Source organism: Streptomyces xanthophaeus, from assembly GCF_030440515.1.
GTDB lineage: Bacteria > Actinomycetota > Actinomycetes > Streptomycetales > Streptomycetaceae > Streptomyces > Streptomyces kutzneri.
Window position 1 is genome coordinate 7,456,027 of the sequence record NZ_CP076543.1, and the last position, 19,421, is coordinate 7,475,447.

Annotated in this window: 18 protein-coding genes; 13 read left to right on the forward strand and 5 right to left on the reverse strand. The window is 73.2% G+C overall.

Annotation, left to right across the window (positions count from 1 at the left end):
- Positions 1-122: 122 nt before the first annotated feature.
- From KO717_RS33310 to KO717_RS33335, 6 genes are all read left to right on the forward strand, one after another.
- The gene (locus KO717_RS33310) at positions 123-563 is read left to right on the forward strand and encodes a hypothetical protein (protein WP_189966848.1); all 441 of its coding nucleotides are present in this window, start codon (positions 123-125) and stop codon (positions 561-563) included.
- On the forward strand, positions 560-1,357 hold the full coding sequence (locus KO717_RS33315) for a transcriptional regulator (protein ID WP_301373165.1): 798 nt from the start codon (positions 560-562) through the stop codon (positions 1,355-1,357). Before KO717_RS33310 ends, KO717_RS33315 begins: the two co-directional genes overlap by 4 nt.
- 71 nt (positions 1,358-1,428) lie before the next feature.
- Positions 1,429-1,848 carry a roadblock/LC7 domain-containing protein gene (locus KO717_RS33320; RefSeq protein WP_301373166.1) on the forward strand — a complete coding sequence of 140 codons (420 nt, stop codon included), beginning with the start codon at positions 1,429-1,431 and terminating at the stop codon, positions 1,846-1,848.
- 124 nt (positions 1,849-1,972) lie between these two features.
- Positions 1,973-2,347: a hypothetical protein gene (locus KO717_RS33325; RefSeq protein WP_150255694.1), complete on the forward strand. Its 375-nt coding sequence runs from the start codon at positions 1,973-1,975 to the stop codon at positions 2,345-2,347.
- Positions 2,348-2,542: 195 nt separating this feature from the next.
- Entirely contained in the window at positions 2,543-6,121 is a 3,579-nt protein-coding gene (locus KO717_RS33330; RefSeq protein WP_301373167.1) for a bifunctional glycosyltransferase/CDP-glycerol:glycerophosphate glycerophosphotransferase, read from the forward strand.
- A 125-nt stretch (positions 6,122-6,246) separates the two neighbouring features.
- Positions 6,247-6,735 carry a VOC family protein gene (locus tag KO717_RS33335; protein WP_301373168.1) on the forward strand — a complete coding sequence of 163 codons (489 nt, stop codon included), beginning with the start codon at positions 6,247-6,249 and terminating at the stop codon, positions 6,733-6,735.
- A gap of 54 nt (positions 6,736-6,789) precedes the next feature.
- On the opposite strand, the gene KO717_RS33340 is transcribed toward KO717_RS33335, so the two are convergent.
- On the reverse strand, positions 6,790-7,518 hold the full coding sequence (locus KO717_RS33340) for an SIR2 family NAD-dependent protein deacylase (protein ID WP_301373169.1): 729 nt from the start codon (positions 7,516-7,518) through the stop codon (positions 6,790-6,792).
- A 152-nt stretch (positions 7,519-7,670) separates the two neighbouring features.
- Between KO717_RS33340 and KO717_RS33345 the strand changes: the two genes are divergently transcribed.
- The 3 genes from KO717_RS33345 to KO717_RS33355 are packed head-to-tail and all read left to right on the forward strand — an operon-like array spanning position 7,671 to position 9,934.
- Positions 7,671-8,099 carry a hypothetical protein gene (locus KO717_RS33345; protein WP_301373170.1) on the forward strand — a complete coding sequence of 143 codons (429 nt, stop codon included), beginning with the start codon at positions 7,671-7,673 and terminating at the stop codon, positions 8,097-8,099.
- A 42-nt stretch (positions 8,100-8,141) separates the two neighbouring features.
- Positions 8,142-9,095: an ATP-grasp domain-containing protein gene (locus tag KO717_RS33350; protein WP_301373171.1), complete on the forward strand. Its 954-nt coding sequence runs from the start codon at positions 8,142-8,144 to the stop codon at positions 9,093-9,095.
- A complete protein-coding gene (locus KO717_RS33355) occupies positions 9,092-9,934 on the forward strand; it encodes a GNAT family N-acetyltransferase (protein ID WP_301373172.1) in 843 nt (280 codons plus the stop codon). The genes KO717_RS33350 and KO717_RS33355 overlap by 4 nt, the downstream gene beginning before the upstream one ends.
- Positions 9,935-10,057: 123 nt before the next feature.
- Here the strand turns inward: KO717_RS33355 and KO717_RS33360 are convergent, their stop codons facing one another.
- Positions 10,058-10,501 carry an SSI family serine proteinase inhibitor gene (locus KO717_RS33360; RefSeq protein WP_301373173.1) on the reverse strand — a complete coding sequence of 148 codons (444 nt, stop codon included), beginning with the start codon at positions 10,499-10,501 and terminating at the stop codon, positions 10,058-10,060.
- A 327-nt stretch (positions 10,502-10,828) separates the two neighbouring features.
- Here KO717_RS33360 and KO717_RS33365 point away from each other — a divergent pair, with 327 nt between their 5' ends.
- Positions 10,829-11,566 carry an ABC transporter ATP-binding protein gene (locus KO717_RS33365; protein ID WP_301373174.1) on the forward strand — a complete coding sequence of 246 codons (738 nt, stop codon included), beginning with the start codon at positions 10,829-10,831 and terminating at the stop codon, positions 11,564-11,566.
- A complete protein-coding gene (locus KO717_RS33370) occupies positions 11,560-14,079 on the forward strand; it encodes an ABC transporter permease (RefSeq protein ID WP_301373175.1) in 2,520 nt (839 codons plus the stop codon). The genes KO717_RS33365 and KO717_RS33370 overlap by 7 nt, the downstream gene beginning before the upstream one ends.
- Here the strand turns inward: KO717_RS33370 and KO717_RS33375 are convergent.
- Positions 14,063-14,524: a Crp/Fnr family transcriptional regulator gene (locus KO717_RS33375; RefSeq protein WP_301373176.1), complete on the reverse strand. Its 462-nt coding sequence runs from the start codon at positions 14,522-14,524 to the stop codon at positions 14,063-14,065. The genes KO717_RS33370 and KO717_RS33375 overlap by 17 nt on opposite strands.
- Before the next feature lie 141 nt (positions 14,525-14,665).
- Complete coding sequence (locus tag KO717_RS33380) at positions 14,666-14,974, reverse strand: hypothetical protein (RefSeq protein ID WP_189742644.1); 309 nt, start codon at positions 14,972-14,974, stop codon at positions 14,666-14,668.
- A 280-nt stretch (positions 14,975-15,254) separates the two neighbouring features.
- Here KO717_RS33380 and KO717_RS33385 point away from each other — a divergent pair, with 280 nt between their 5' ends.
- Complete coding sequence (locus KO717_RS33385) at positions 15,255-17,186, forward strand: glycoside hydrolase family 5 protein (RefSeq protein WP_301373177.1); 1,932 nt, start codon at positions 15,255-15,257, stop codon at positions 17,184-17,186.
- Here the strand turns inward: KO717_RS33385 and KO717_RS33390 are convergent.
- Complete coding sequence (locus KO717_RS33390; protein ID WP_301373178.1) at positions 17,110-18,636, reverse strand: MFS transporter; 1,527 nt, start codon at positions 18,634-18,636, stop codon at positions 17,110-17,112. The genes KO717_RS33385 and KO717_RS33390 overlap by 77 nt on opposite strands.
- Positions 18,637-18,713: 77 nt before the next feature.
- On the opposite strand from KO717_RS33390, the gene KO717_RS33395 reads away from it, so the two are divergent.
- Positions 18,714-19,301 (forward strand): helix-turn-helix domain-containing protein, encoded by a 588-nt coding sequence (locus KO717_RS33395; protein WP_033213866.1) that lies wholly within the window; start codon positions 18,714-18,716, stop codon positions 19,299-19,301.
- The last annotated feature ends 120 nt before the right edge of the window (positions 19,302-19,421 follow it).

The window sequence follows — 19,421 nt, forward strand, 5'->3', positions numbered from 1 at the left end:
TCCTGGCATGTTCCAGCGGAAAATGCCAGAACACCCTTTCGTGCACGGGAACTTGAGTAAGTTCCCTCCTGTCGCGCCGTACGACCGTGCACTCAGCACGTCCGGCCGGGAGGGGAGCCCGCGTGCCCGGGATCGACGAATGCCTGCTCGAAGCCATGGCCCTGCCTGGTGCGCGGGGGGCCGCGCTGGTCGACTGGAGCAGCGGACTGGCCCTCGGCACCGCGGGGGAGTCGCCCGTGGGCGACCACGAGACCACCGCCGCCGAGACCGCCGAACTGGCTCGGGCGGCAGCCGAGTACGAGTCCTTCGCCCCGGCGGAGACCGACCCGGCACACGGTGGCGGAGCCGTTCCCTCCGCCGGTTCGTCCGCCGGCTTACCGGCCGGCCCGCCTGTCGAGGATCTGATCGTCACCACCCGCACTGGATACCACGTACTGCGCTTCGTCGAGACGAGCTTCGACAGCAGCGTATTCCTGCACCTGTGGCTCGACCGCGCCGACGGCAATCTCGCCCTCGCGCGCCACAGGCTCCGTGCCCTGGCCGAGGGGCTGGTACTGAGATGACCACCCCGGCCACCGCCACGGCCGCGAACGCCTTCGCCGCTGTCTCCCCCCTTCTCACCCGACTCGCCGCGGAGCGCGCCACCGGCGCCCTGCTCCGCGACCGGGGCACCCTCTTCCTGGAGGACGGACGAATAGTCCACGCGGAGAGCCCGGCCACACCCGGTCTCGACGTCCTCCTCACCACCGGCGGCGGCCTCGCCCCCGAACGCTGGCGCGAGGCCGTGGACCGGGCCGGTGCCCGCGGCCAGGTCGCCCGCTTCCTCGTGGACAGCGGCGGGCTCGCCGGCGGGGAACTGGAGATATGCCACCTCGCCGCCATATTCGACGCCGCCTTCTTCGCACTCTCCCCGGGCAGCGGGCCCTCCCGCTTCCGCCGCGGGGCCACCCACTGGATCGGATCCGTCCGTTCCGTTCCCGCCGCAGCCGTCGAACGGGAGACCCGGCGCCGCCGGGACCTGCTCGACGCGGTCTGGCCGTACCCCCTGCTGGACACCTCCCCGGTCGTACCCCGGGCGGCCGCGCCGGGCCAGACGATCACCTCCCGGCAGCGGGCCCTGCTGGGCCAGGCCGACGGCCTGCGCACCCCGGCCGACCTCGCGTGGGTCCTGGGCCGGCCCGCCTTCCACACCCTGCTCGACGTACGGCGCCTCGCGGCGGCCGGACTGGTCGAGACCCCGCACACCCCGGCCCCGCCACCGGCCGTGGCGCCCCTGCCCGACTGGATGACCGAGGCCCAATCCCCGGACGTGGCGCTGCTCCGCCGGTTACGCGACGCACTGGAGGCAAGTCTGTGAGGCTCCCGCTGCGACCGGCCCTGCGCGCCGACCGCTCCGAGCGAAGGCAGCCCGAAAGGAGAAAGGCCGACATGAGTACGGTGCCCCCCGAGACGGAGGCCGAGATACTCGCCGAGCTCCGCAGGCTGCGGGCCCGGGTACCCCAGCTCACGGGCGCGCTCGCCGCGAGCGCCGACGGTTTCGTCCTGGCCCAGGACAGCGCCGCTGCCGAGGCCGAGTCCGTCGCGGCGCTGACCGCAGCCGCCCTCGGCGTGGCCCAGCGGCTCAGCGACTGCACCGGCCAGGGCGCCTTCCGCGAACTGCTCGTGCGCGGTGAGGACGGATACGTCGCCACCTACGCGGCGGGGCTGGCGGCGGTCCTCACCCTGACCGCCGAGCCGCGCGTCAACGTCGGGCGCCTCCACCTGGAGGCCCGGCGCTCCAGTCTCCGGATAGCGGAACTGATCGACCACACCCTCGGGCGACGCGGTCCCGGAGCCGCACCCGGGTGATTCACGTTCCGGCCGGCGGCAGGGCCTGACCTGTCCGGCGCGTGCCGCCACGGCTACACCCAGCTACAGCCAGTCACATTCCCTCACATCCCAGTCACAGTGAAACGAGAAAGAGGACCCTCTCATGGTCAATGTGGAGACCGCACTCAAGGAAGCCACCACCACGATCGAAGGCGCCATCGGTGCCGCGCTCGTCGACTACGGCAGTGGTATGGCCCTCGGCACCATCGGGGGCGGCAAGGACCTCGACCTCGCGGTCGCGGCGGCGGGCAACACGGACGTGGTGCGCGCCAAGGTCCGCACGATGGAGATGCTCGGCCTCAAGGACGAGATCGAGGACATCCTCATCACCCTCGGCAGCCAGTACCACCTGATCCGGCTGATGAAGGCCCGCGGTTCCACGGGCTTCTTCCTCTACCTGGCGCTCGACAAGGGGCGGGCCAACCTCGCGATGGCCCGTCATCAACTGAAGAAGATCGAAGCAGACCTGGAGGTCTGACCGACCCTACCGGGTACGGTCGGGCCGCCTCCAACCGCATCGCCGAAGTGGCGGACGGCTGAATTCTTTGCCGTCCGCCCTGGCGGTTGGCTTCGTATGCCCCATATGGGTGGAGTTTATGACTCTGTTACAGAGTAGGATGCTGTGAGTAGCTGATCATCGACAAAGCATAAAACGCTGGAGAAACCGCCACCCATGCCGCCGCGCCTGAGTATCGTCGTCCCCGTCTACAACGTCGAGCTCTACCTCGACGAGTGCCTGGAATCCATCGCATCCCAGACCTTCGAAGACTTCGAGGTCATCCTCGTGGACGACGGGTCCACGGACACCAGCGCCGTCATAGCCAAGGCGTTCGCCGCCAAGGACAAGCGCTTCCGCGTCGTGATGCAGGACAACGCAGGCCTCGGTGCCGCCCGCAACGTGGGCGCGCGTCACGCCGACAAGGACAGCGAGTACCTGGCCTTCGTCGACAGTGACGACACGATGCCCGACTACGCCTACCAGCGGCTCATCGGCGCGCTCGACGAGACGGGTTCGGACTTCGCGGGCGGCAACGTGAAGCGTTTCCGCTCCGTCGGCATGCAGCAGTCCTGGGGACACCGGGCCGCCTTCGCCCGCACCCAGCTGAAGACGCACATCTCGAAGTTCCCGGCGCTGGTCACCGACCGCACCGCGTGGAACAAGGTGTACCGGCGCAGCTTCTGGGACCGGCACGGCTTCCAGTACCCGGAAGGCATCCTCTACGAGGACGCCCCGGTCAGCATCCCCGCGCACTACTTCGCCTCCAGCGTCGACATCATCAGCGACTGCGTCTACCACTGGCGCGTCCGCGAGACCGGCGAGCGCTCCATCACCCAGCGCTCCACCGACCCGATCTCCCTCATCGACCGGGTGAAGTCCGTACGCCTGGTCCGCGAGTCCCTCAAGGCCAAGCAGGGCGCCAAGTACGACCGCTACCTGCGCGACTACGACCACAACGTGCTGAGCGAGGAACTCCCGCTCATCTACAAGTACGTCGACGAGGGCGGCCCCGAATTCCGCGCCGCGTTCGTCAAGGAGGTCGGCGGTCTCGTCCGCGAGATCGGCACCGGCCCCTGGTCCGACCTGACCGTCGCCGACCGGCTCAAGGCGTACCTGGCCGGCGAAGGCCGCGTCGAGGACTTCATCGCGCTCCAGCACCACCAGCGTGACTACAACTACAGCGTGCCGGTCAAGGGCCTCGCCCGCCCGCAGGCGGACTACCCCTTCCTGCAGGGCCGTCCGCCGGTTCCGGCCAAGATCCTCACCCTCGGCCCGCGCGAGCGCCGCGTCGTCAGCCGCCTCGAGCAGGCGGCCTGGGCCGACGGCAAGCTGCTGCTGCGCGGCTACGCCCTCCCCGGCCACCTCGGTGCGGAGAGCCGCCTCGGCTCCCGCAAGATGCTGGTCTTCCGCGAGGGGAACAAGCGCCGCCGCTCCGTCGTCAGCACCCGTACCGTCGCCTCCCCGATGGCCACGGTCAAGGCCCCGCACCTCGCGCTGCGCCACGCCGACTGGGCCGGCTTCACGGCCGTCGTCGACCCCTCGATCTTCCAGTCGGGCGGCAAGTGGAACCAGGGCATATGGACCACGTCCATCGCCGTCACCGGGGCCGGCGGGCTGCACCGCGCCCGCCTGCGGGGCGGCGAGAACGACACCGGCCAGAACCCGCCCCCGCACTGGGTGGCACCCGACGTCCGGATCGTCCCGGCCGTCTCCGGCGCCCTCACCATCCAGGTGGAGATCGCCCGCGCCCGCGCCCTGGACGTCCACGCCGCGGGTGACGACGCCGTCGAGATCGTCGGCGAACTCTCCGCCGAGGCTGTCGGATCCACCGCGCTGCGGGCCGTCCACGTCACCACGGGCACCGTCCTCACCTTCCCGCTGGAGACCGCGGCGTCCGGTGCCGGCCGCGCCTCGTTCACCGTCCGCGTCCCGCTGGCCGACCTGGCCGCCGTGGCGGACGCCGAGTGCGAGCCCGGCGAGTGGGCCCCCGAGCCCTGGAGCCTCTCCGCCATCGGCCCCGACGGCACCGAGCACCGTATGGTCCACGACGAGCGCGGTGGATTCGACGGCCTCGTCCTGCCCCTGCCCGGTGAGGAGGGAGGCCGCTCCCTCTTCGCCAAGCGCGGCAACACCGGACACCTGACCCTCTCCGTGCAGCCCTCCCCGCCGCTGGTCGACGAGGTCATCGCCGAGGACGGCACCCTCACCCTGCGGGGCCGCTTCGTCGCGCCGACCGACGAGCCGTACGAGTTCGTCCTGCACGACGCGCACGGCGTGGAGTTCAGCTACCCCGTCACCCGTGACGGGGACGCCTTCGAGGCCGTCTTCCGGCCCGTGCTCCCCGAGCCGTACGCCGGCCGCACCACGCTCCCCGAGGGCCGCTGGTGGCCGACGCTGCGCCCGGCCGCCCAGGGCGGAACCACCGCCGGACTCCTCGGTGTCGACCGCGGCGCTCCCGTACAGATGGGCCCCGGCCTGCTCTTCGCCGGGCCGCACCCGCTCACCGTGCAGGGCCGCCGGATGCGGGTCGAGACCCGCTTCTACGACCGCATGGTGCTGGTCGCCGACCCGCTGATCAGCCCGCACGACCGCTCCCACTACGCGCAGCGCGTCGCCCGCTTCGAGACCTACCCGGCGCAGCGCGCCCTGCCGGTCAAGGACATCGTCGTCTACGACACCTTCCAGGGGCAGGGCGCCGGCGACTCGCCGCGCGCCATCCACGAGGAACTCGTGCGCCGCGGCGAGAAGCTGGAGCACATCTGGCTGGTCCGCGACGGCCGCGCAGAGGTCCCCGAGACCGCCCGCGCCGTGCAGTACGGCAGCGTGGAGTCGTGGGAGGTGCTGGCCCGCGCCCGCTACTACGTGACCAACGACAACGTGCCGCAGCGCTTCGAGCGCCGCGCCGGCCAGGTCGTCGTACAGACGTGGCACGGCACGCCGATCAAGCAGATCGGCCACGACTTCGTGCACGACTACTACACGAGCCCGGAGATCCTGGAGGGGCTGGCGCACGACAGCGCGCAGTGGACCCTGCTGGCCTCCCCGAGCTCCTACGCCACGCCCCTCCTCAAGCGCGCCCTCGGCTACGACGGCGAGGTCATCGAGGCCGGCAGCCCGCGCACGGACGCGCTGGTGCGGCCCGACGCGCAGCGGATCGCCGAGGTCCGGCGGCGGCTCGGCCTGCCCGAGGGCAAGAAGGTCGTCCTCTACATGCCCACGTGGCGTGAGAACAACGAGGGCTTCTCGGGCGGCTACAAGCTCGATCTGCGGATCGACCTGGACCAGGCCCGCCGCGAGCTGGGCGAGGACCACGTCCTGCTGATCCGCAGCCACCACCACGTGACGGAGCAGGTCCGGGACGGTGTCCGCGACGGGTTCGTCGTCGACGTGTCCCGCTGGCCCGACGCGGCCGACCTGCTGCTGGTCGCCGACGTGCTGATCTCGGACTACTCCTCCGCGATGTTCGACTTCGCGCACACCGACCGGCCGATCCTGCTCTTCACGTACGACCTGGAGCACTACCGCAGCACGCTGCGCGGCTTCAACTTCGACCTGGAGGCGAAGGCGCCCGGACCGCTGCTGGCGGACTCGGCGAGCCTGATCGAGGCCGTGCGCAACGCGGACGCGGTCGGGGCGGAGTACGCCGAGGCGCGGGCGGCGTTCCGCGCCGAGTTCTGCGACCTGGACGAGGGGAACGCCGCCGAGCGCGTCGTCGAGCGCATGCTCGCGAGGGGTGCGGAGCCTGCCAAGTAGGCCGAACGGGCGAATTACCGGCTGAATGCGAACCGGCCCCGGACCCACCGATGAATTTCGGGTCCGGGGCCGGTCTGTATGTGAGGGACGGTGTCCACCGTCCACGCACCGGCCCGGAGGCAGAGATGAGCGGCAACGGATTCACCACGTGTCTGTGGTTCGACGGCAACGCGGAAGCGGCCGCCGACTACTACCTGTCCGTCTTCAAGGACGGCAAGCTCGGCCGGATCGGCCGGTACACGGAGGCGGGCCCCGGCCAGGCCGACTCCGTGATGGTCGTGGAGTTCGAGATCAACGGCCAGCAGTTCATCGGCCTCAACGGCGGCCCGCAGTTCCCGTTCACCGAGGCGATCTCCTTCCAGATCCGCTGCGCCGACGAGGCGGAGGCGGACTACTACTGGGACGCGCTGACCGGAGGCGGTGGCGAGGAGGGCGTCTGCGGTTGGGTGAAGGACCGGTTCGGCGTGTCCTGGCAGGTCATCCCGCCGGGAGCCATCGACCTGATCGCCGACCCGGACCCGGGGCGGGCCGCCCGGGCCACCGCCGCCATGATGCAGATGAAGAAGCTGGACGTGGCGCAGATGCGCCGGGCGGCGGACGCGGACCAGGCCTGATCCGCCCTGATCCGCCCTGATCCGCCCTGCTCCGCCGTGACCGGCAAGGCACCCCTAGGGCGCGGCGAGTCCGGCCAGCAGGGCGGGCAGGGCGGTGCCGATCGGCTCCCGGACGATCTCGTCGGCCAGCGGGTCGTACGGGGTCTCCTCCGCGTTGACGATGATCAGCCGGGCTCCGGCCTCCGCGGCCATCCCGGCGAGCGACGCGGCGGGCTGCACCTGCAGGGTCGACCCGACGGCGATGAAGACCTGGCACCCCTTGGCCACGGCGATCGCCTGCCCCAGCACCTCGGGGTCGAGCCGCTGGCCGAACATCACGGTCGCCGATTTGAGGATCCCGCCGCACACCAGGCAGGCGGGATCCGGCTCCCCGGCAGCCACCCGGGCCAGCGCCTGCTCCATGCCCGACCGGGCGTGGCAGGCCGTGCACACCACCGACCGGGCGCTGCCGTGCAGCTCGAACACCTTGCGGTCGGGCATCCCGGCGAGCTGGTGCAGCCCGTCGACGTTCTGGGTGATCACCCGCACCGGGGTGCCACCGCGCTCCAGCTCCGCCACGGCCAGGTGCGCGGCGTTCGGCCGTGCTCCGAGCGCGCCGATCTCGGCGCGCATCAGCCAGGAGCGGCGCCGGATCTCCGGATCGGCCATGTAGTACGCGTACGTCACGAGCTTTTCGGCGTCGGGATCCTGCCGCCACAGGCCCTGGGGCCCCCGGTAGTCCGGAATTCCGGAGTCGGTGGACATCCCGGCCCCGCTGAACACTGCGACAAGTGGCTTCCCCATGCATCGACCCTACGTACGGGTGAGGGCCGCCCGCGAGCCCATTTCCGCGCACCGGCCGGAGGGTCGTTTCTGCGGTGAATCCCGCCCCCCACAGGAGTGAGATCCGGGCCCCGCCCTCCCGATCCGCCGGCCCGGCGGGTACAAGACCGGACATGATGCTCAAGCCGTACCGCCTCGGTGCCCTGCTGCTGACCCTGCTCGCGCTCCCGGTCGTGCCGTCCGTTCCCGCCCTCGCCGCGCCCGCCGCCCTCGCGGGGAGGGGACACACCGCTGCCCAGATCAGCGACTTCCTCATCGGCTTCTACGGTGACCACGGTCCCTCCGCACAGGACCGGGAGAACCAGGTCTCGCAGACCCTCAAGGAGAGACAGCAGGTCAATGAGGAGCTCGACGTCCTGCTCTGCGCCCACGACGAGCCGCAGGACATCAGCGTCGGCCCGGTCACCGTCGCGAAGACCGCCTCGGTGGGCTGGGCCACCGTGACCACCCACTGGGCCTCCGGCACCACCGACACGTTCACCGCGTACGTGCGCCTCGATTCCAACCCCATCCGGCTCGACGACGTGATCTGCGCGGGCTGAAATCCGTACGGTGATCGCCGGGGCTGTTCATAGGGTGGGCGCATGGCTACGACAACCGCGACCACCACCACCGTCCTCCACTGCAACGACCCGTTGAACGAACGCCGGGTCGACGCCCACTTCGCGGCGGAGGCCCGGCAGTTGCGCGCCGCCGGGGGCACGGTCCTGCTCATCGACCACGACGCGCTGCTCGCCGGGGACGCCGAGCGGGCCGTCGCACGCGTGCCGGACGGGACCGGAGCCGTCTGGTACCGGGGCTGGATGATCCCCGCGGGCCGGTACGCCGCACTGGACGCGGCCCTGCGCCGGCGCGGCGCCGAGCTCGTCGTCACCCCGGAGGCGTACCGCCGGGCGCACGAACTCCCCGGCTGGTACGAGACCTTCGCGGGCCTGACCCCGGTCAGCGGCTGGTTGCCGGCGGGGCCGGGGGCGGCCCCGGACCCGGAGGAGCTCGCGGCCCTCGCGGCGGGCCTGCCGCCGGGGGCCGCCGTCGTGAAGGACTACGTGAAGTCCCGCAAGCACGAGTGGGACGAGGCCTGCTACGTGCCCGACCTCGCCGACCCGGCCGCGCTGCACCGCGTCGTCGCCCGCTTCGTCGAACTGCAGGGCGAGTCCCTGGCGGGCGGGGTGGTGCTGCGGGCCTTCGAGCACTTCGTCACGCCGGAGGCGGCGGCCGCGGAGATACGGGTGTGGTGGCGGGACGGGGCGCCCCGGCTGGTCACCGCCCACCCCGACAGCCCGGTCACCGAGATCCCGCGAGCGGCCCTCGAACCGGCCCTCGAACCGGTCCGGGCTGCGGTCGAGGCGCTGGGCTGCCCCTTCGTGACCACCGACCTCGCACTGCGCGCGGACGGGGTCTGGCGGGTCGTCGAAGTGGGGGACGGTCAGGTCAGCGACCTTCACCGGGATGCCGATCAGGCCGAGTTCGTGCGTATTCTGACGGCTGATCAGGCACCCCTGCGCACACCGGACCCATCTGGTACAACACCGGCATGACGGGATTCGAGATCACTGGTGCGAGCGCCGCCGACATGGAGCTGATCCGCGACTGGGCCGACGAGGAGGGCTGGAACCCGGGGGACTCGGACCGGTTCGCCTTCGCGGTCGCGGACCCGGAGGGGTTCCTCATCGGGCGGCTGGACGGCGAGCCGGTGGCCTGTATCTCCGCCGTGCGGTACGGCGCAGGCTTCGGCTTCATCGGCTTCTACATCGCCCGGCCGGCCGTCCGCGGCCAGGGGTACGGCATCCGGCTGTGGCATGCCGGGATGGAACGGCTCGACGGGCGGCTCGTGGGCCTGGACGGGGTCGTCGACCAGCAGGCCAACTACCGTAAATCAGGCTTCCGGTGGGCCTGGAACAACTTCCGCTACGAGGGCACCCCGCAGGGGGACGAGGACGGCGCGGTCGAGATCGTGGACGCGGGAACCCTGCCCTTCGGCCGGCTCGCCGCCTACGACCGGCGGTTCTTCCCCGCGCCGCGGGACGCCTTCCTGTCGGCCTGGACCGGACTGCCCGGCCGCACCGCGCTGGCCGCCGTCCGGGACGGCCGCATCGAGGGCCTCGGCGTGATCCGCCCCTCCAGCGCCGCCCACCGGATCGGCCCGCTCTACGCGGCCACCCCGGCGGTGGCGGCGGCCCTGGTGCGGGGGCTGGCCCGGCACGCCCCCGACGGGCTGGTGTCCGTGGACGTACCGGACGCCAACCCGGCGGCCGGCGCGCTCTTCGAACGCCTCGGCCTCGCCCCGGCCTTCGAGACGGCCCGGATGTACACCGGCCCGGCACCGGACCTCGCGCTGCCGGAGCTCTTCGGGGTGACCAGTCTCGAACTGGGATGAACGCTCAGCCGTGTTGACGGGGGATCGACCGGACGCCTCCCGGGCATGGACGGTGACGACCCCCGGCGAGCCGGGCCGGACGGCGGTCGCACGGCGCCGCCCGGCCCAGCGCTTCACGAGGGGTCAGAAACCGAACAGCGCGCCGGAGGTGTTCCGCAGGCCGCACGGATTGGCGAACGTGTACGTGTAGCTGAGCCGACGGCCCTGCCACACCCCGACGGCCGCCACCGTCATCGGGTTCCACTCCCTCGTACAGACGGCGTCGGAGGCCGGCGCCGCGAGCGGGTCGAGCTGCGAGCCGTTCGCACGTAATTCGGCGCACGCCGCGGCCGCGTGCGGGTGCGTCCCGCCGGGCGCCGGCGAGCAGACGAGGGTCACCGCGCGCATGACCGTGCCCGTCCTGGCATCGGGTCCTGCCGTCACGCTGACCACCAGTGCGGACGGCGCGTACAGGCTCTCCGTACCGGTCGGTGCGGCTCCGGCCGTACCCGGCCAGGCCAGCGCGGTGAGCGCGGTGAGCGCCATGGCGGCGGAACCGAGCCCGAGACCCTTTGCGATGGACCGCATTTCGAACACTCCCTCAGGTTGGTGTTTCGGATAGCGGACGCAGTCTTGCCGACCCGAGCCGTGAACGCCCGTTCGGACCCCCATTTTTCGTCACCGATCGTGTACGAATGACTGCAGACCGCAGCCGTGCGCGCGGGCTGACCTGTGGGGGAGCGGGCCGCCGAATCGGCCGAACACCGACCGGGACACCTCCCCGAAACCTGCCCCACCACGCCTGTGATCTGCCCGGACGGGGTCTGGACCCCCTCCCGGGGTAGGGCCGGCCCCACCCCGGGGACACGGCCTGGGCCCGCTGTGCCGCGCCGCCCCCGACGGTTGGCTGGGGGCATGGAAAACGACGCGATCCAACTCAAGGACGTCACACGGGTCTTCGGAGCGGGCGACCGGGCCGTCACCGCCCTCGACCGGGTCTCCCTCGACTTCCCGCGGGGCACCTTCACCGCGGTCATGGGCCCGTCCGGCTCCGGCAAGTCCACCCTGCTGCAGTGCGCGGCAGGACTCGACCGGCCGACCTCCGGCAGTGTGCGGGTGGGCGGTACCGAACTCGGCGGGCTCGGCGAGAGCAGGCTGACCCTGCTGCGCCGTGACCGCATCGGCTTCGTCTTCCAGGCCTACAACCTGCTGCCCGCCCTGACCGCCGAACAGAACGTCGCCCTGCCACTGCGGCTGGCCGGCCGCCGCCCCGCCAGGGCCGAGGTCCGCGAGGTCCTGGCCCGGGTGGGCCTCGGCGACCGCGCCCGCCACCGGCCCGCGCAGCTGTCCGGTGGGCAGCAGCAGCGCGTGGCCCTGGCCCGGGCCCTGATCACCCGCCCCGAGGTGCTCTTCGGCGACGAACCCACCGGCGCCCTGGACTCGCAGACCGGCCGCGAGGTGCTCACCCTGCTCCGGGCCATGGTCGACACCGAGCGCCAGACCGTCGTCATGGTCACCCACGACCCCGTGGCCGCCTCCTACGCGGACCGCGTGGTCTTCCTCGCCGACGGCCGGCCCGGCGGTGAACTCCGGGGCGCGCACGCCCAGGACATCGCCGCCCGCATGACCGCGCTGGAGGGAGCGCCGTGCTGACCATCGCCCTGCGCACCGCGCGCGACCGCTGGGTCACCTTCGCCGGAAGCTTCGTGGCCCTGGCGCTCGGCGTCGGCCTCATCGCCACCATGGGCCTCGGACTCGCCGCCACGCTCGACGCCCCGCAGCGCCTCCCGGAACGGTTCGCCCAGGCCCCCGTCGTCGTCAAGGGCGACGACGTGCTGCGCGTCCCCGTCCCGGGCGGGGAGCGCACCGGCAGGCTCGCCCACCCCCGGCCCGTCACCCCCGAAATCGCACGGCGGCTGGCCGCCCTCGGCCCGACCACCGAGGACCGGTCCTTCCCCGTCCGTGCCGAGGGCGGGCCGGAGCAACTGGTCGGCCATCCCTGGTCGGTCGCCGCCTTCGCCCCGTACACCCTGGACGCGGGCCGCCCCCCGCGCTCCGACGACGAGGTCGTCACCACCGGCTGGGCCCGGCCCGGGACCCGGATCGGCACCGACCGCGGCCCCGTGACCGTGGTCGGCACCGTCGCCGACCGCGGCTTCGAGGACGCCGTCTTCTGGACCGACGCCCGCGCCGCCCTGATCGCGCCCGCCGTCGACCAGCTCGTCGTCGCCGCCGACCCGACCGCCGTGCGGGACGCCGTACGGGACGCCGTACGCCCGCTCCCGGGACGGGGCACCGGCGTACGGGTCCTGACCGGCCCGGACCGCCGCCTCGCCGACCCCGACCCCGAGCGCGACAGCGAGGCCCTGCTCGCCGTGAACGCCGCACTCGGCACCGCGGGCGGCGTCACCGGCTTCGTATCGGTCTTCGTCGTCGCCTCCACCTTCGCCTTCGCGGTCGCCCAGCGTCGCAAGGAGTTCGCCCTGCTGCGCACGGCCGGCGCCACCCCGGGCCAGATCCGCCGCACCGTGATCGCCGAGGCACTGCTGCTCGGCGTGGTGGCCTCCGCCGCCGGCTGCCTGCTCGGGGCGTACGGGGCGCCCCTGTTCGTCGCGTACCTGGTGGACGAGGGCTTCGCACCCCGCTGGTTCGCCGTCGGCGACGCCATCTGGCCCTACCACGCGGCCTTCTGGGCCGGTCTGCTCGTCGCCCTCGCGGGAGCTGTCGCCGCGTCCTGGCGGGCGGGCCGGGTCGCCCCCTCCGAGGCACTGCGCGAAGCCGCCTTCGAGACGCGGACCATGACCCCGGGCCGCTGGATCCTCGGCGCGGGACTGCTGCTGGCGGGCCTCGGCACCCTCGCCCACGCCCTGCTCACCGACCCGTCGGACCTGCTCCACCGCAAGACGTACACCAGCCGCCCCATGCTGTTCATCGTGGCCTTCGCCCTGCTGTCACCGGTGCTGGTGCGGCCGCTGGTCCAGCTGGTCGCCTGGCTCCCCGCCCGGCTGCCGGGTGCCGGCGGGATGCTGGTCCGGGAGAACGCGGCGGCCGGCATCCGCCGTACGGCGGCCGTCGCCGCCCCCGTCCTGGTCACCGTGGCTCTCGCCGGATCGCTGCTGGGCACCACCGCCACGCTGAACGAGGCCAAGGCCGCCGAGATCCGGCAGCGGACCACCGCCGACCACATCGTCACGGCCGGCGCGGGCGGGTTCGATCCGGCCACGGTCGAGCGGTTCCGGGCCGTACCCGGAACGGAGATCTCCGCCACCGCGGCGACCTCCGTCCATGTGCTGGAGGAGGGCACGGCGCTCATCCGGTCCGACGCCCGCGCCGCGGACCCCGGGGCCCTGGCCCGGACCGCCCAACTGCCCCTGACCGCCGGATCGGTCACCGACCTCGACGACGACTCCGTCATCGTCACCGCGGAATGGGAGCGGCACACCGTCGGATCCACCGTCGAGGTGTGGCTCGGCGACGGCACCCGCAAGGCCCTGCGGATCGCCGCCGTGATGAGCGTCGGCACCGGCGGCAACGGGGCCTACGTCACCCCCGCCAACGCCCCCGGCGCGACGGTGGACCGGATCGACGTACGCCTCGCCCCGGGTGCGGACGGCGCGGCGGTCGAAGCCGCGCTGGCCGAGGCGGCCCGGCAGGCCGGAGGCCGCGTCCTCACCAAGGACCGGTGGATGGCCGAGAACCGCCCCGGGACCGCGCGCACCACCCGGACCGGCTTCCTGCTGGTCCTCGGCATCGCCCTGCTCTACACGGGGATCGCGCTCGCCGGCACCCTGGTCATGGCCGCCTCCGACCGGGCCCGCGACCTCGCGGTGCTGCGCCTGGCCGGAGCCACCCGGTGGCAGGTCCTGCGGCTGGTGGCGGGGGAGTCCCTGCTGGTGGTCCTCGTCGGCGCGGTCACCGGGACCCTGGTCGCCGCCCTGAACCTGGCCGGGGTCCGGGCGGCGCTCGGCCTCCTGGACGTCAGGAGCGCCCTGGTGATCCCGTGGGGCGCCCTCGGGACGACGACCGCCGCCTGCGCGGCCGTGGCGGTGGTTTCCGCGGTCGTCCCGGCCGCGCTGTGCCTGCGTCGCCGGGCGGCCGGGACGGCGGGCGTGCGGGACCGAGGCCCCCGCGGACACGGCCCGGGGCTGCTCAGGCGGTGCTGGTGAGGCGGGGCGCGTACAGCTCCAGCAGGCGGGTGCGGGTCTGCTGGAGGCGCATCGCGAGCACGCGCCCGACCCAGTGCCCGATCGCCGAGCCGAACGTGGGATCGGCGTCCATCAGCATCCGGACGGTCGCGGCGTCGAACTCGTACGCCCGTACCGGCGTCATCGCCTCTGCGCCGAGCTGCCACACGTACGGCGGGAACAGCCAGGACCAGCCCACCAGCTCGCCGGGGCCGAGGCTCTCCACGGGCGCGGCACGGCGGCCGGCGACGGGGATTTCCAGGGTCACGGTGCCGGAACGCACGATCCAGAAGGAATCCGCCCGGGTGCCCTCGTCGAAGATGCGCGCGCTCTCCGGGAAATTGACCTCACGGGCCTGGGACATCAGCCGTCCACGGTGCTCGGTGGACAGGACGGCGGCGATCCGGATGGGGGAAGGTGTGCTCACGACGGCCTCCGATCAGACCCCCCACGACGCTCCTGCTCTCCCAGTGTCGCCGAAGCCCGCCGAATCGCGGCCGGACCGGGCACGGTTTCTTCCGCACCCGGTCCGGGAACGGGGCTCCTGAGCTCTTCCGCGCCCCATGGTTCAGGGGGTGTCCTCGGCGTTCGCCTCCAGGCAGGCCAGCTCCATCGCGTCGAGGACGGCCTCGTGGCTGCGCCCGCTCAGCTCGGCGACATTCTCGATCTGGGCCGTCGCCCAGGCCGCCAGCGTCATCACCAGCACCCGGAGCCCGTCGGTGCCGTGCTCGGCCAGGACCGCATCGGCGACGACCATGGCCTCCTCCGGCACCTGCTCGGGCGGTTCGAGGCCCGCCAGACCGCGCAGGAGGGTGAGGGTGCGGCGGGAGATCTCCGGCGTCATTCCCGCCAGCCGCATGTCTTCGTCGTCGTCCATCCGCCCCGCCCTCCGGTGCCGTGCCACATCACCTCAGGGCACGGTAGAGGGGCGCGGCCCCGCGCGGGGCCGTTTCGCCAGGGTGACGGTGCGTGACCGGTCGTCGACCGGCCGGATCCGGCGGGCGCGCCGTCCTGGGCGGCCACGCGTCACCCACGAGTCACCCACGGGCCGACCGCGCCGGAAAGCGTCCCGCAGGCACCTTCCCCCGGAAGCGACCCGCCGGTAACCTGCCCGCGGCAGCCGCCCGCCGGGACGGCCGAATTCCGGCAGGAGCGAGATGAAGAGCCTGTTACGCGCGGTCCTGTGCGCCCTCCTGCTGGTGGCCGGCGCCCTGTCGGCGCCGTCCGCACAGACCGCTCACGCCGCCGCCCCGCCGTCCGCGGCCGCCACGGGCACCGCCGAGTCCTGGACCCCGCCGCTGTCCACCCGCGGCCGGTACATCGTCGACGCGCAGGGCAACCGCTTCCGCCTGCGCTCGGGGAACTGGGACGGAGCCCAGGGATCCTGGAACGGCTCGGGCGACCGCGACGACCCCGCCACGCACCACAGCGGGCAGAACGCCCACGGCATCCCGATCGGCCTGGACCGGGTACCCCTGCCCGCCCTGCTCGCCGACTTCCGGGCCGCGGGGCTCAACAGCATCCGGCTGCCCTTCTCCAACGAGATGCTGCGCGGCACCGCCCCCGTCCCGGACTCCGCCGTCGCCGCCAATCCGGCCCTGCGCGGCCGCACACCCCTCCAGGTCTACGACGCCGTGGTCGCAGCCCTCGCCGACGCCGGGTTCGCCGTCATCCTCAACAACCACACCGTCACCACCCGCTGGTGCTGCGGGCTCGACGGCAACGAACGCTGGAACAGCGGCCGCTCCACCGCCCAGTGGGCCGACGACTGGGTCTTCCTCGCCCGCCGCTACCGCGACAACCCGCGCGTGGTCGGCGCCGATCTCTACAACGAGGTCCGCCGCGACGTCCTCGACGACCCCAACTGGGGCCTCGGCGACAACCACGACTGGCACGCGGCCGCCCAGGAGGCTGCCGACCGCATCCTCACCGAGGCCAACCCCCAGCTGCTGATCGTCGTCGAGGGCATCAACTGGTTCGGCCTCCCCGTGGACGGCTTCCCGCACGGCCGTCCCACCCTCACCCCCGTACGCACGCTCTCCCACACCCTGGTCACCTCGAACAAGCTGGTCTACTCCGCCCACTTCTACGGCTACACCGGCCCCCGGCACAGCGGCGCCACCGGCATCGGCGAGACCCACGACCCCCGCTACCAGGACATGACCGCGGCGGAGCTCGAACGGACCCTCTACGACCAGGCCTTCTTCGTGTCCGCGGAGACCGGCACGCACTTCACCGCCCCCGTGTGGATCAGCGAGTTCGGTATCGGGGCCGACGAGAGCGGCGCCGCCCCGCGCGCCTGGTTCGACCGGCTCACCGGGTACCTGACGCGCTCCGACGCCGACTTCGCGTACTGGCCCCTCGTCGGCTGGAGCACCACCGCCCAGGGCACCCAGGGCGGCGACACCTGGGCGCTGCTGCGCTACGACGCGGCAGGCCGCCGCTCCGGCGTCCTGGACGCGGCGGACTGGCGCACCGCCCGGTGGTCCCCGCTCACCACCACCCCCGGCCGCACCGGACCGGTCCCCGCCACCGCCGCCTGGTACCAGCTGACCACGGACCACCGCGACCACAACGCCTCGCTGCGCACCCGGGCCGCGGGGGACTGGGACAGCGGGGCCCGCAAGGCGGTCTGCCCCGACGGCGCCGGCCTCACCGGCCTCGCCCACACCGGGGGCCGCGGCCTGTGCACCACCTCCGACCTGCGCGCCCCGACGGGCGGGCACACCGTGGTCGGCGACGAGAGGTACGTCCCGGCGGGAGGCGACTGGGCCACCGGGTACACCAAGTTCCAGTGCCCGGCCGGCCAGTTCCTGATCGGGTACAGCCTGCGCGGCGAGCGGGTCTCGGCGGCCCTGTGCGCCCCGGCCCGTACGGCACTTCCCGCAGGCGGCCGGACGGTGTGGTTCGACCGGGGCGACAACCGCCCGGCGGGCGGCCCCGGCGGCGACTTCGCCTACGGGAACTACAAGGGCCAGTGCCTGCCCACCGAGTACGCGGCGGGCATCGCCTTCACCACCCGCGCCGCCACCCGCCCCTCCCCGGCCGCCCTGCTGTGCCGTCCGCTGCCGGGTCCGGCCGCCGGCTGAAACGGCCCGGCGCGGCGACGGCGGCGAGCGCGACGAGGATCAAGGCCGCCGCGACCAGGAAGGTGGACCGCATCCCGGTGGCCACGGCCCCGGCGGGCGCCGAGGCGATGTCGGCCGTCGCCGACGCGTGCGCGAACACGGCGCCCATGAGGGACGCACCGGTGACGAGGCCGAGATTGCGCGAGAGGCCCAGCATGCCGGAGACGACGCCCCGCCGGTCCGGGCCGGCGTCCGCCATGACGGCGGTGTTGTTGGCCGTCTGGAACACCGCGTAGCCCGCGGTCACGACCGCGAGCGGGGCGACGTAACCGGGGACACCGAGCGAAGCAGGAGTGAGGGACAGGGTGAGGGCCCCGGCCGTCATGGCCGAGAGCCCGAGCAGGGTCATGCGCTGTGCGCCGAACCGGTCCGCGAGGCGCCCGGCGGGCATCCCGGTCACCGCGGCGACCAGCGGACCGACCGACAGGACGAGTCCGGCCGGGGCCTCGTCGAGTCCGAGCGTCCGGGAGAGGTAGAACGGCCCGACCACCAGCGTCGCCATCATCACCGTCGACACCAGTGCGCTCGAGGCGAGGCCCGCACCGATGACCGGATCGCGGAAGAGCGCCCGTTGCACCAAGGGGGAAGCCGCCCTCGCCTCGGCGCGCACGAAGAGGGCGACCCCGCAGGCGGCGGCCAGCAGCAGCGCCGTGTTGAGCGGGCCGAAACGGCCGCCGCCGAGGGTCATCGCGAGCGCGTAGGCGGCGAGGGTCAGCGCGAGCAGCAGCGTTCCCAGGTGGTCGAAGCGGGCCCGGTCGGCTCCGCTTTCCCGCCGGTCGGCGGGCAGATGGCGGCGCGAGAGCAGGAACGCCGCGATGCCCAGCGGCACGTTGACGAGGAAGAGCGCCCGCCAGCCGAACCCGGCGAGCAGGGCCCCGCCCAGCGAAGGACCGAGAGCGGTACCCACCGCGGACATGGTGCCCAGCAGCCCCATGGCGCTGCCCGTCCGCTCCTTCGGGACCGTCTCACCCACGAACGCCATGGTGAGGGCCATCATCACGGCGGCTCCCAGGCCCTGCGCGGCCCGGGCTCCGACCAGGAGCCAGAGCGTGGGGGCGGCGGCGCACAGCACCGAGGCCGCGGTGAACAAGGAGATTCCCGCGAGGAGCAGCCGCCGGCGGCCGACGAGGTCGCCGAGGCGTCCGACCCCCACGACCAGGGTGGTGATCGCGAGGAGATAGGCCAGGACGATCCACTGGACCTCCTGGAACGACGCGGAGAACACGTGCGCCAGGGTCGGCAGGCCGACGTGGGCGATGCCGGTGCCGAGCGAGGACAGCAGCACGGAGAGGGAGAGACCGGCGAGCGCCCACCGGACCGCAGGCCGGTGCGCGCCGGCGGCCGGGCCGCCGTCGTCGCCGGTGGTGCGGTGCTGCCGGGGGCCGGTCGCGGAATCGGTGTGTGGGCTCATGCCGGGAGGGTGCGGGCGCCGGACAGCGGACGGCAAACCTTGTTGCCGTTTCCGGGACGGCCGGGTGCAATGACCGTATGGACGACAAGCCATCCCCCCACCAGGCGGTCCTCGACGAGGTCGCCCCCCGGCTCAGACGGCTGCGCGCCCGGCGGGGTCTCACCCTGGCCGCGCTCTCCGAGACGACCGGCATCTCGAAGAGCACCCTGTCCCGGCTGGAGTCCGGGCAGCGCCGCCCCAGCCTGGAACTGCTGCTGCCGCTCGCGGCCGCGTACCAGGTACCCCTGGACGACCTGGTGGGCGCTCCCGAAGTGGGGGACCCGCGGGTGCGGCTGACCCCCCGCACCCTTCCGAACGGCGGCACCGCCGTGCCGCTGACCCGGGGCCCGGGCCCCCTCCAGGCGTACAAGATGCTCATCCCAGACCGGGGCGGCGAACCGGAGCCGCGGACGCACGAGGGCTACGAGTGGCTGTACGTGCTGGAGGGCCGGCTGCGCCTCGTCCTCGCCGAGCACGACCTGGTCCTCGGCCCCGGCGAGGCCGCCGAGTTCGACACCCGGCTGCCCCACTGGTTCACCAGCGCGGACGGGCGGCCGGTGGAGATCCTCAGCCTCTTCGGGCGGCAGGGCGAGCGCATGCACGTCCGGGCGAAGCCCCGCGCGTGACGGCGGGGCAGGTGTGCGGGCCGGAGCACTTTCGCATCCGGATACGCCAAGTGGGATGAATCAAGCCGCGAATCGCTCTAGGGTGCGCCCTTAGGCACGGCCGTGGACTGCTGTTCGGTG

Excerpts from the sequence above, each read along its gene's own strand:
- KO717_RS33315 (WP_301373165.1), top strand. The coding sequence starts at position 560 with ATGACCACCCCGGCCACCGCCACGGCCGCGAACGCCTTCGCCGCTGTC.
- KO717_RS33320 (WP_301373166.1), top strand. The coding sequence starts at position 1,429 with ATGAGTACGGTGCCCCCCGAGACGGAGGCCGAGATACTCGCCGAGCTC.
- KO717_RS33325 (WP_150255694.1), top strand. The coding sequence starts at position 1,973 with ATGGTCAATGTGGAGACCGCACTCAAGGAAGCCACCACCACGATCGAA.
- KO717_RS33330 (WP_301373167.1), top strand. The coding sequence starts at position 2,543 with ATGCCGCCGCGCCTGAGTATCGTCGTCCCCGTCTACAACGTCGAGCTC.
- KO717_RS33335 (WP_301373168.1), top strand. The coding sequence starts at position 6,247 with ATGAGCGGCAACGGATTCACCACGTGTCTGTGGTTCGACGGCAACGCG.
- KO717_RS33340 (WP_301373169.1), bottom strand. The coding sequence starts at position 7,518 with ATGGGGAAGCCACTTGTCGCAGTGTTCAGCGGGGCCGGGATGTCCACC.
- KO717_RS33345 (WP_301373170.1), top strand. The coding sequence starts at position 7,671 with ATGATGCTCAAGCCGTACCGCCTCGGTGCCCTGCTGCTGACCCTGCTC.
- KO717_RS33350 (WP_301373171.1), top strand. The coding sequence starts at position 8,142 with ATGGCTACGACAACCGCGACCACCACCACCGTCCTCCACTGCAACGAC.
- KO717_RS33355 (WP_301373172.1), top strand. The coding sequence starts at position 9,092 with ATGACGGGATTCGAGATCACTGGTGCGAGCGCCGCCGACATGGAGCTG.
- KO717_RS33360 (WP_301373173.1), bottom strand. The coding sequence starts at position 10,501 with ATGCGGTCCATCGCAAAGGGTCTCGGGCTCGGTTCCGCCGCCATGGCG.
- KO717_RS33365 (WP_301373174.1), top strand. The coding sequence starts at position 10,829 with ATGGAAAACGACGCGATCCAACTCAAGGACGTCACACGGGTCTTCGGA.
- KO717_RS33380 (WP_189742644.1), bottom strand. The coding sequence starts at position 14,974 with ATGGACGACGACGAAGACATGCGGCTGGCGGGAATGACGCCGGAGATC.
- KO717_RS33385 (WP_301373177.1), top strand. The coding sequence starts at position 15,255 with ATGAAGAGCCTGTTACGCGCGGTCCTGTGCGCCCTCCTGCTGGTGGCC.
- KO717_RS33390 (WP_301373178.1), bottom strand. The coding sequence starts at position 18,636 with ATGAGCCCACACACCGATTCCGCGACCGGCCCCCGGCAGCACCGCACC.
- KO717_RS33395 (WP_033213866.1), top strand. The coding sequence starts at position 18,714 with ATGGACGACAAGCCATCCCCCCACCAGGCGGTCCTCGACGAGGTCGCC.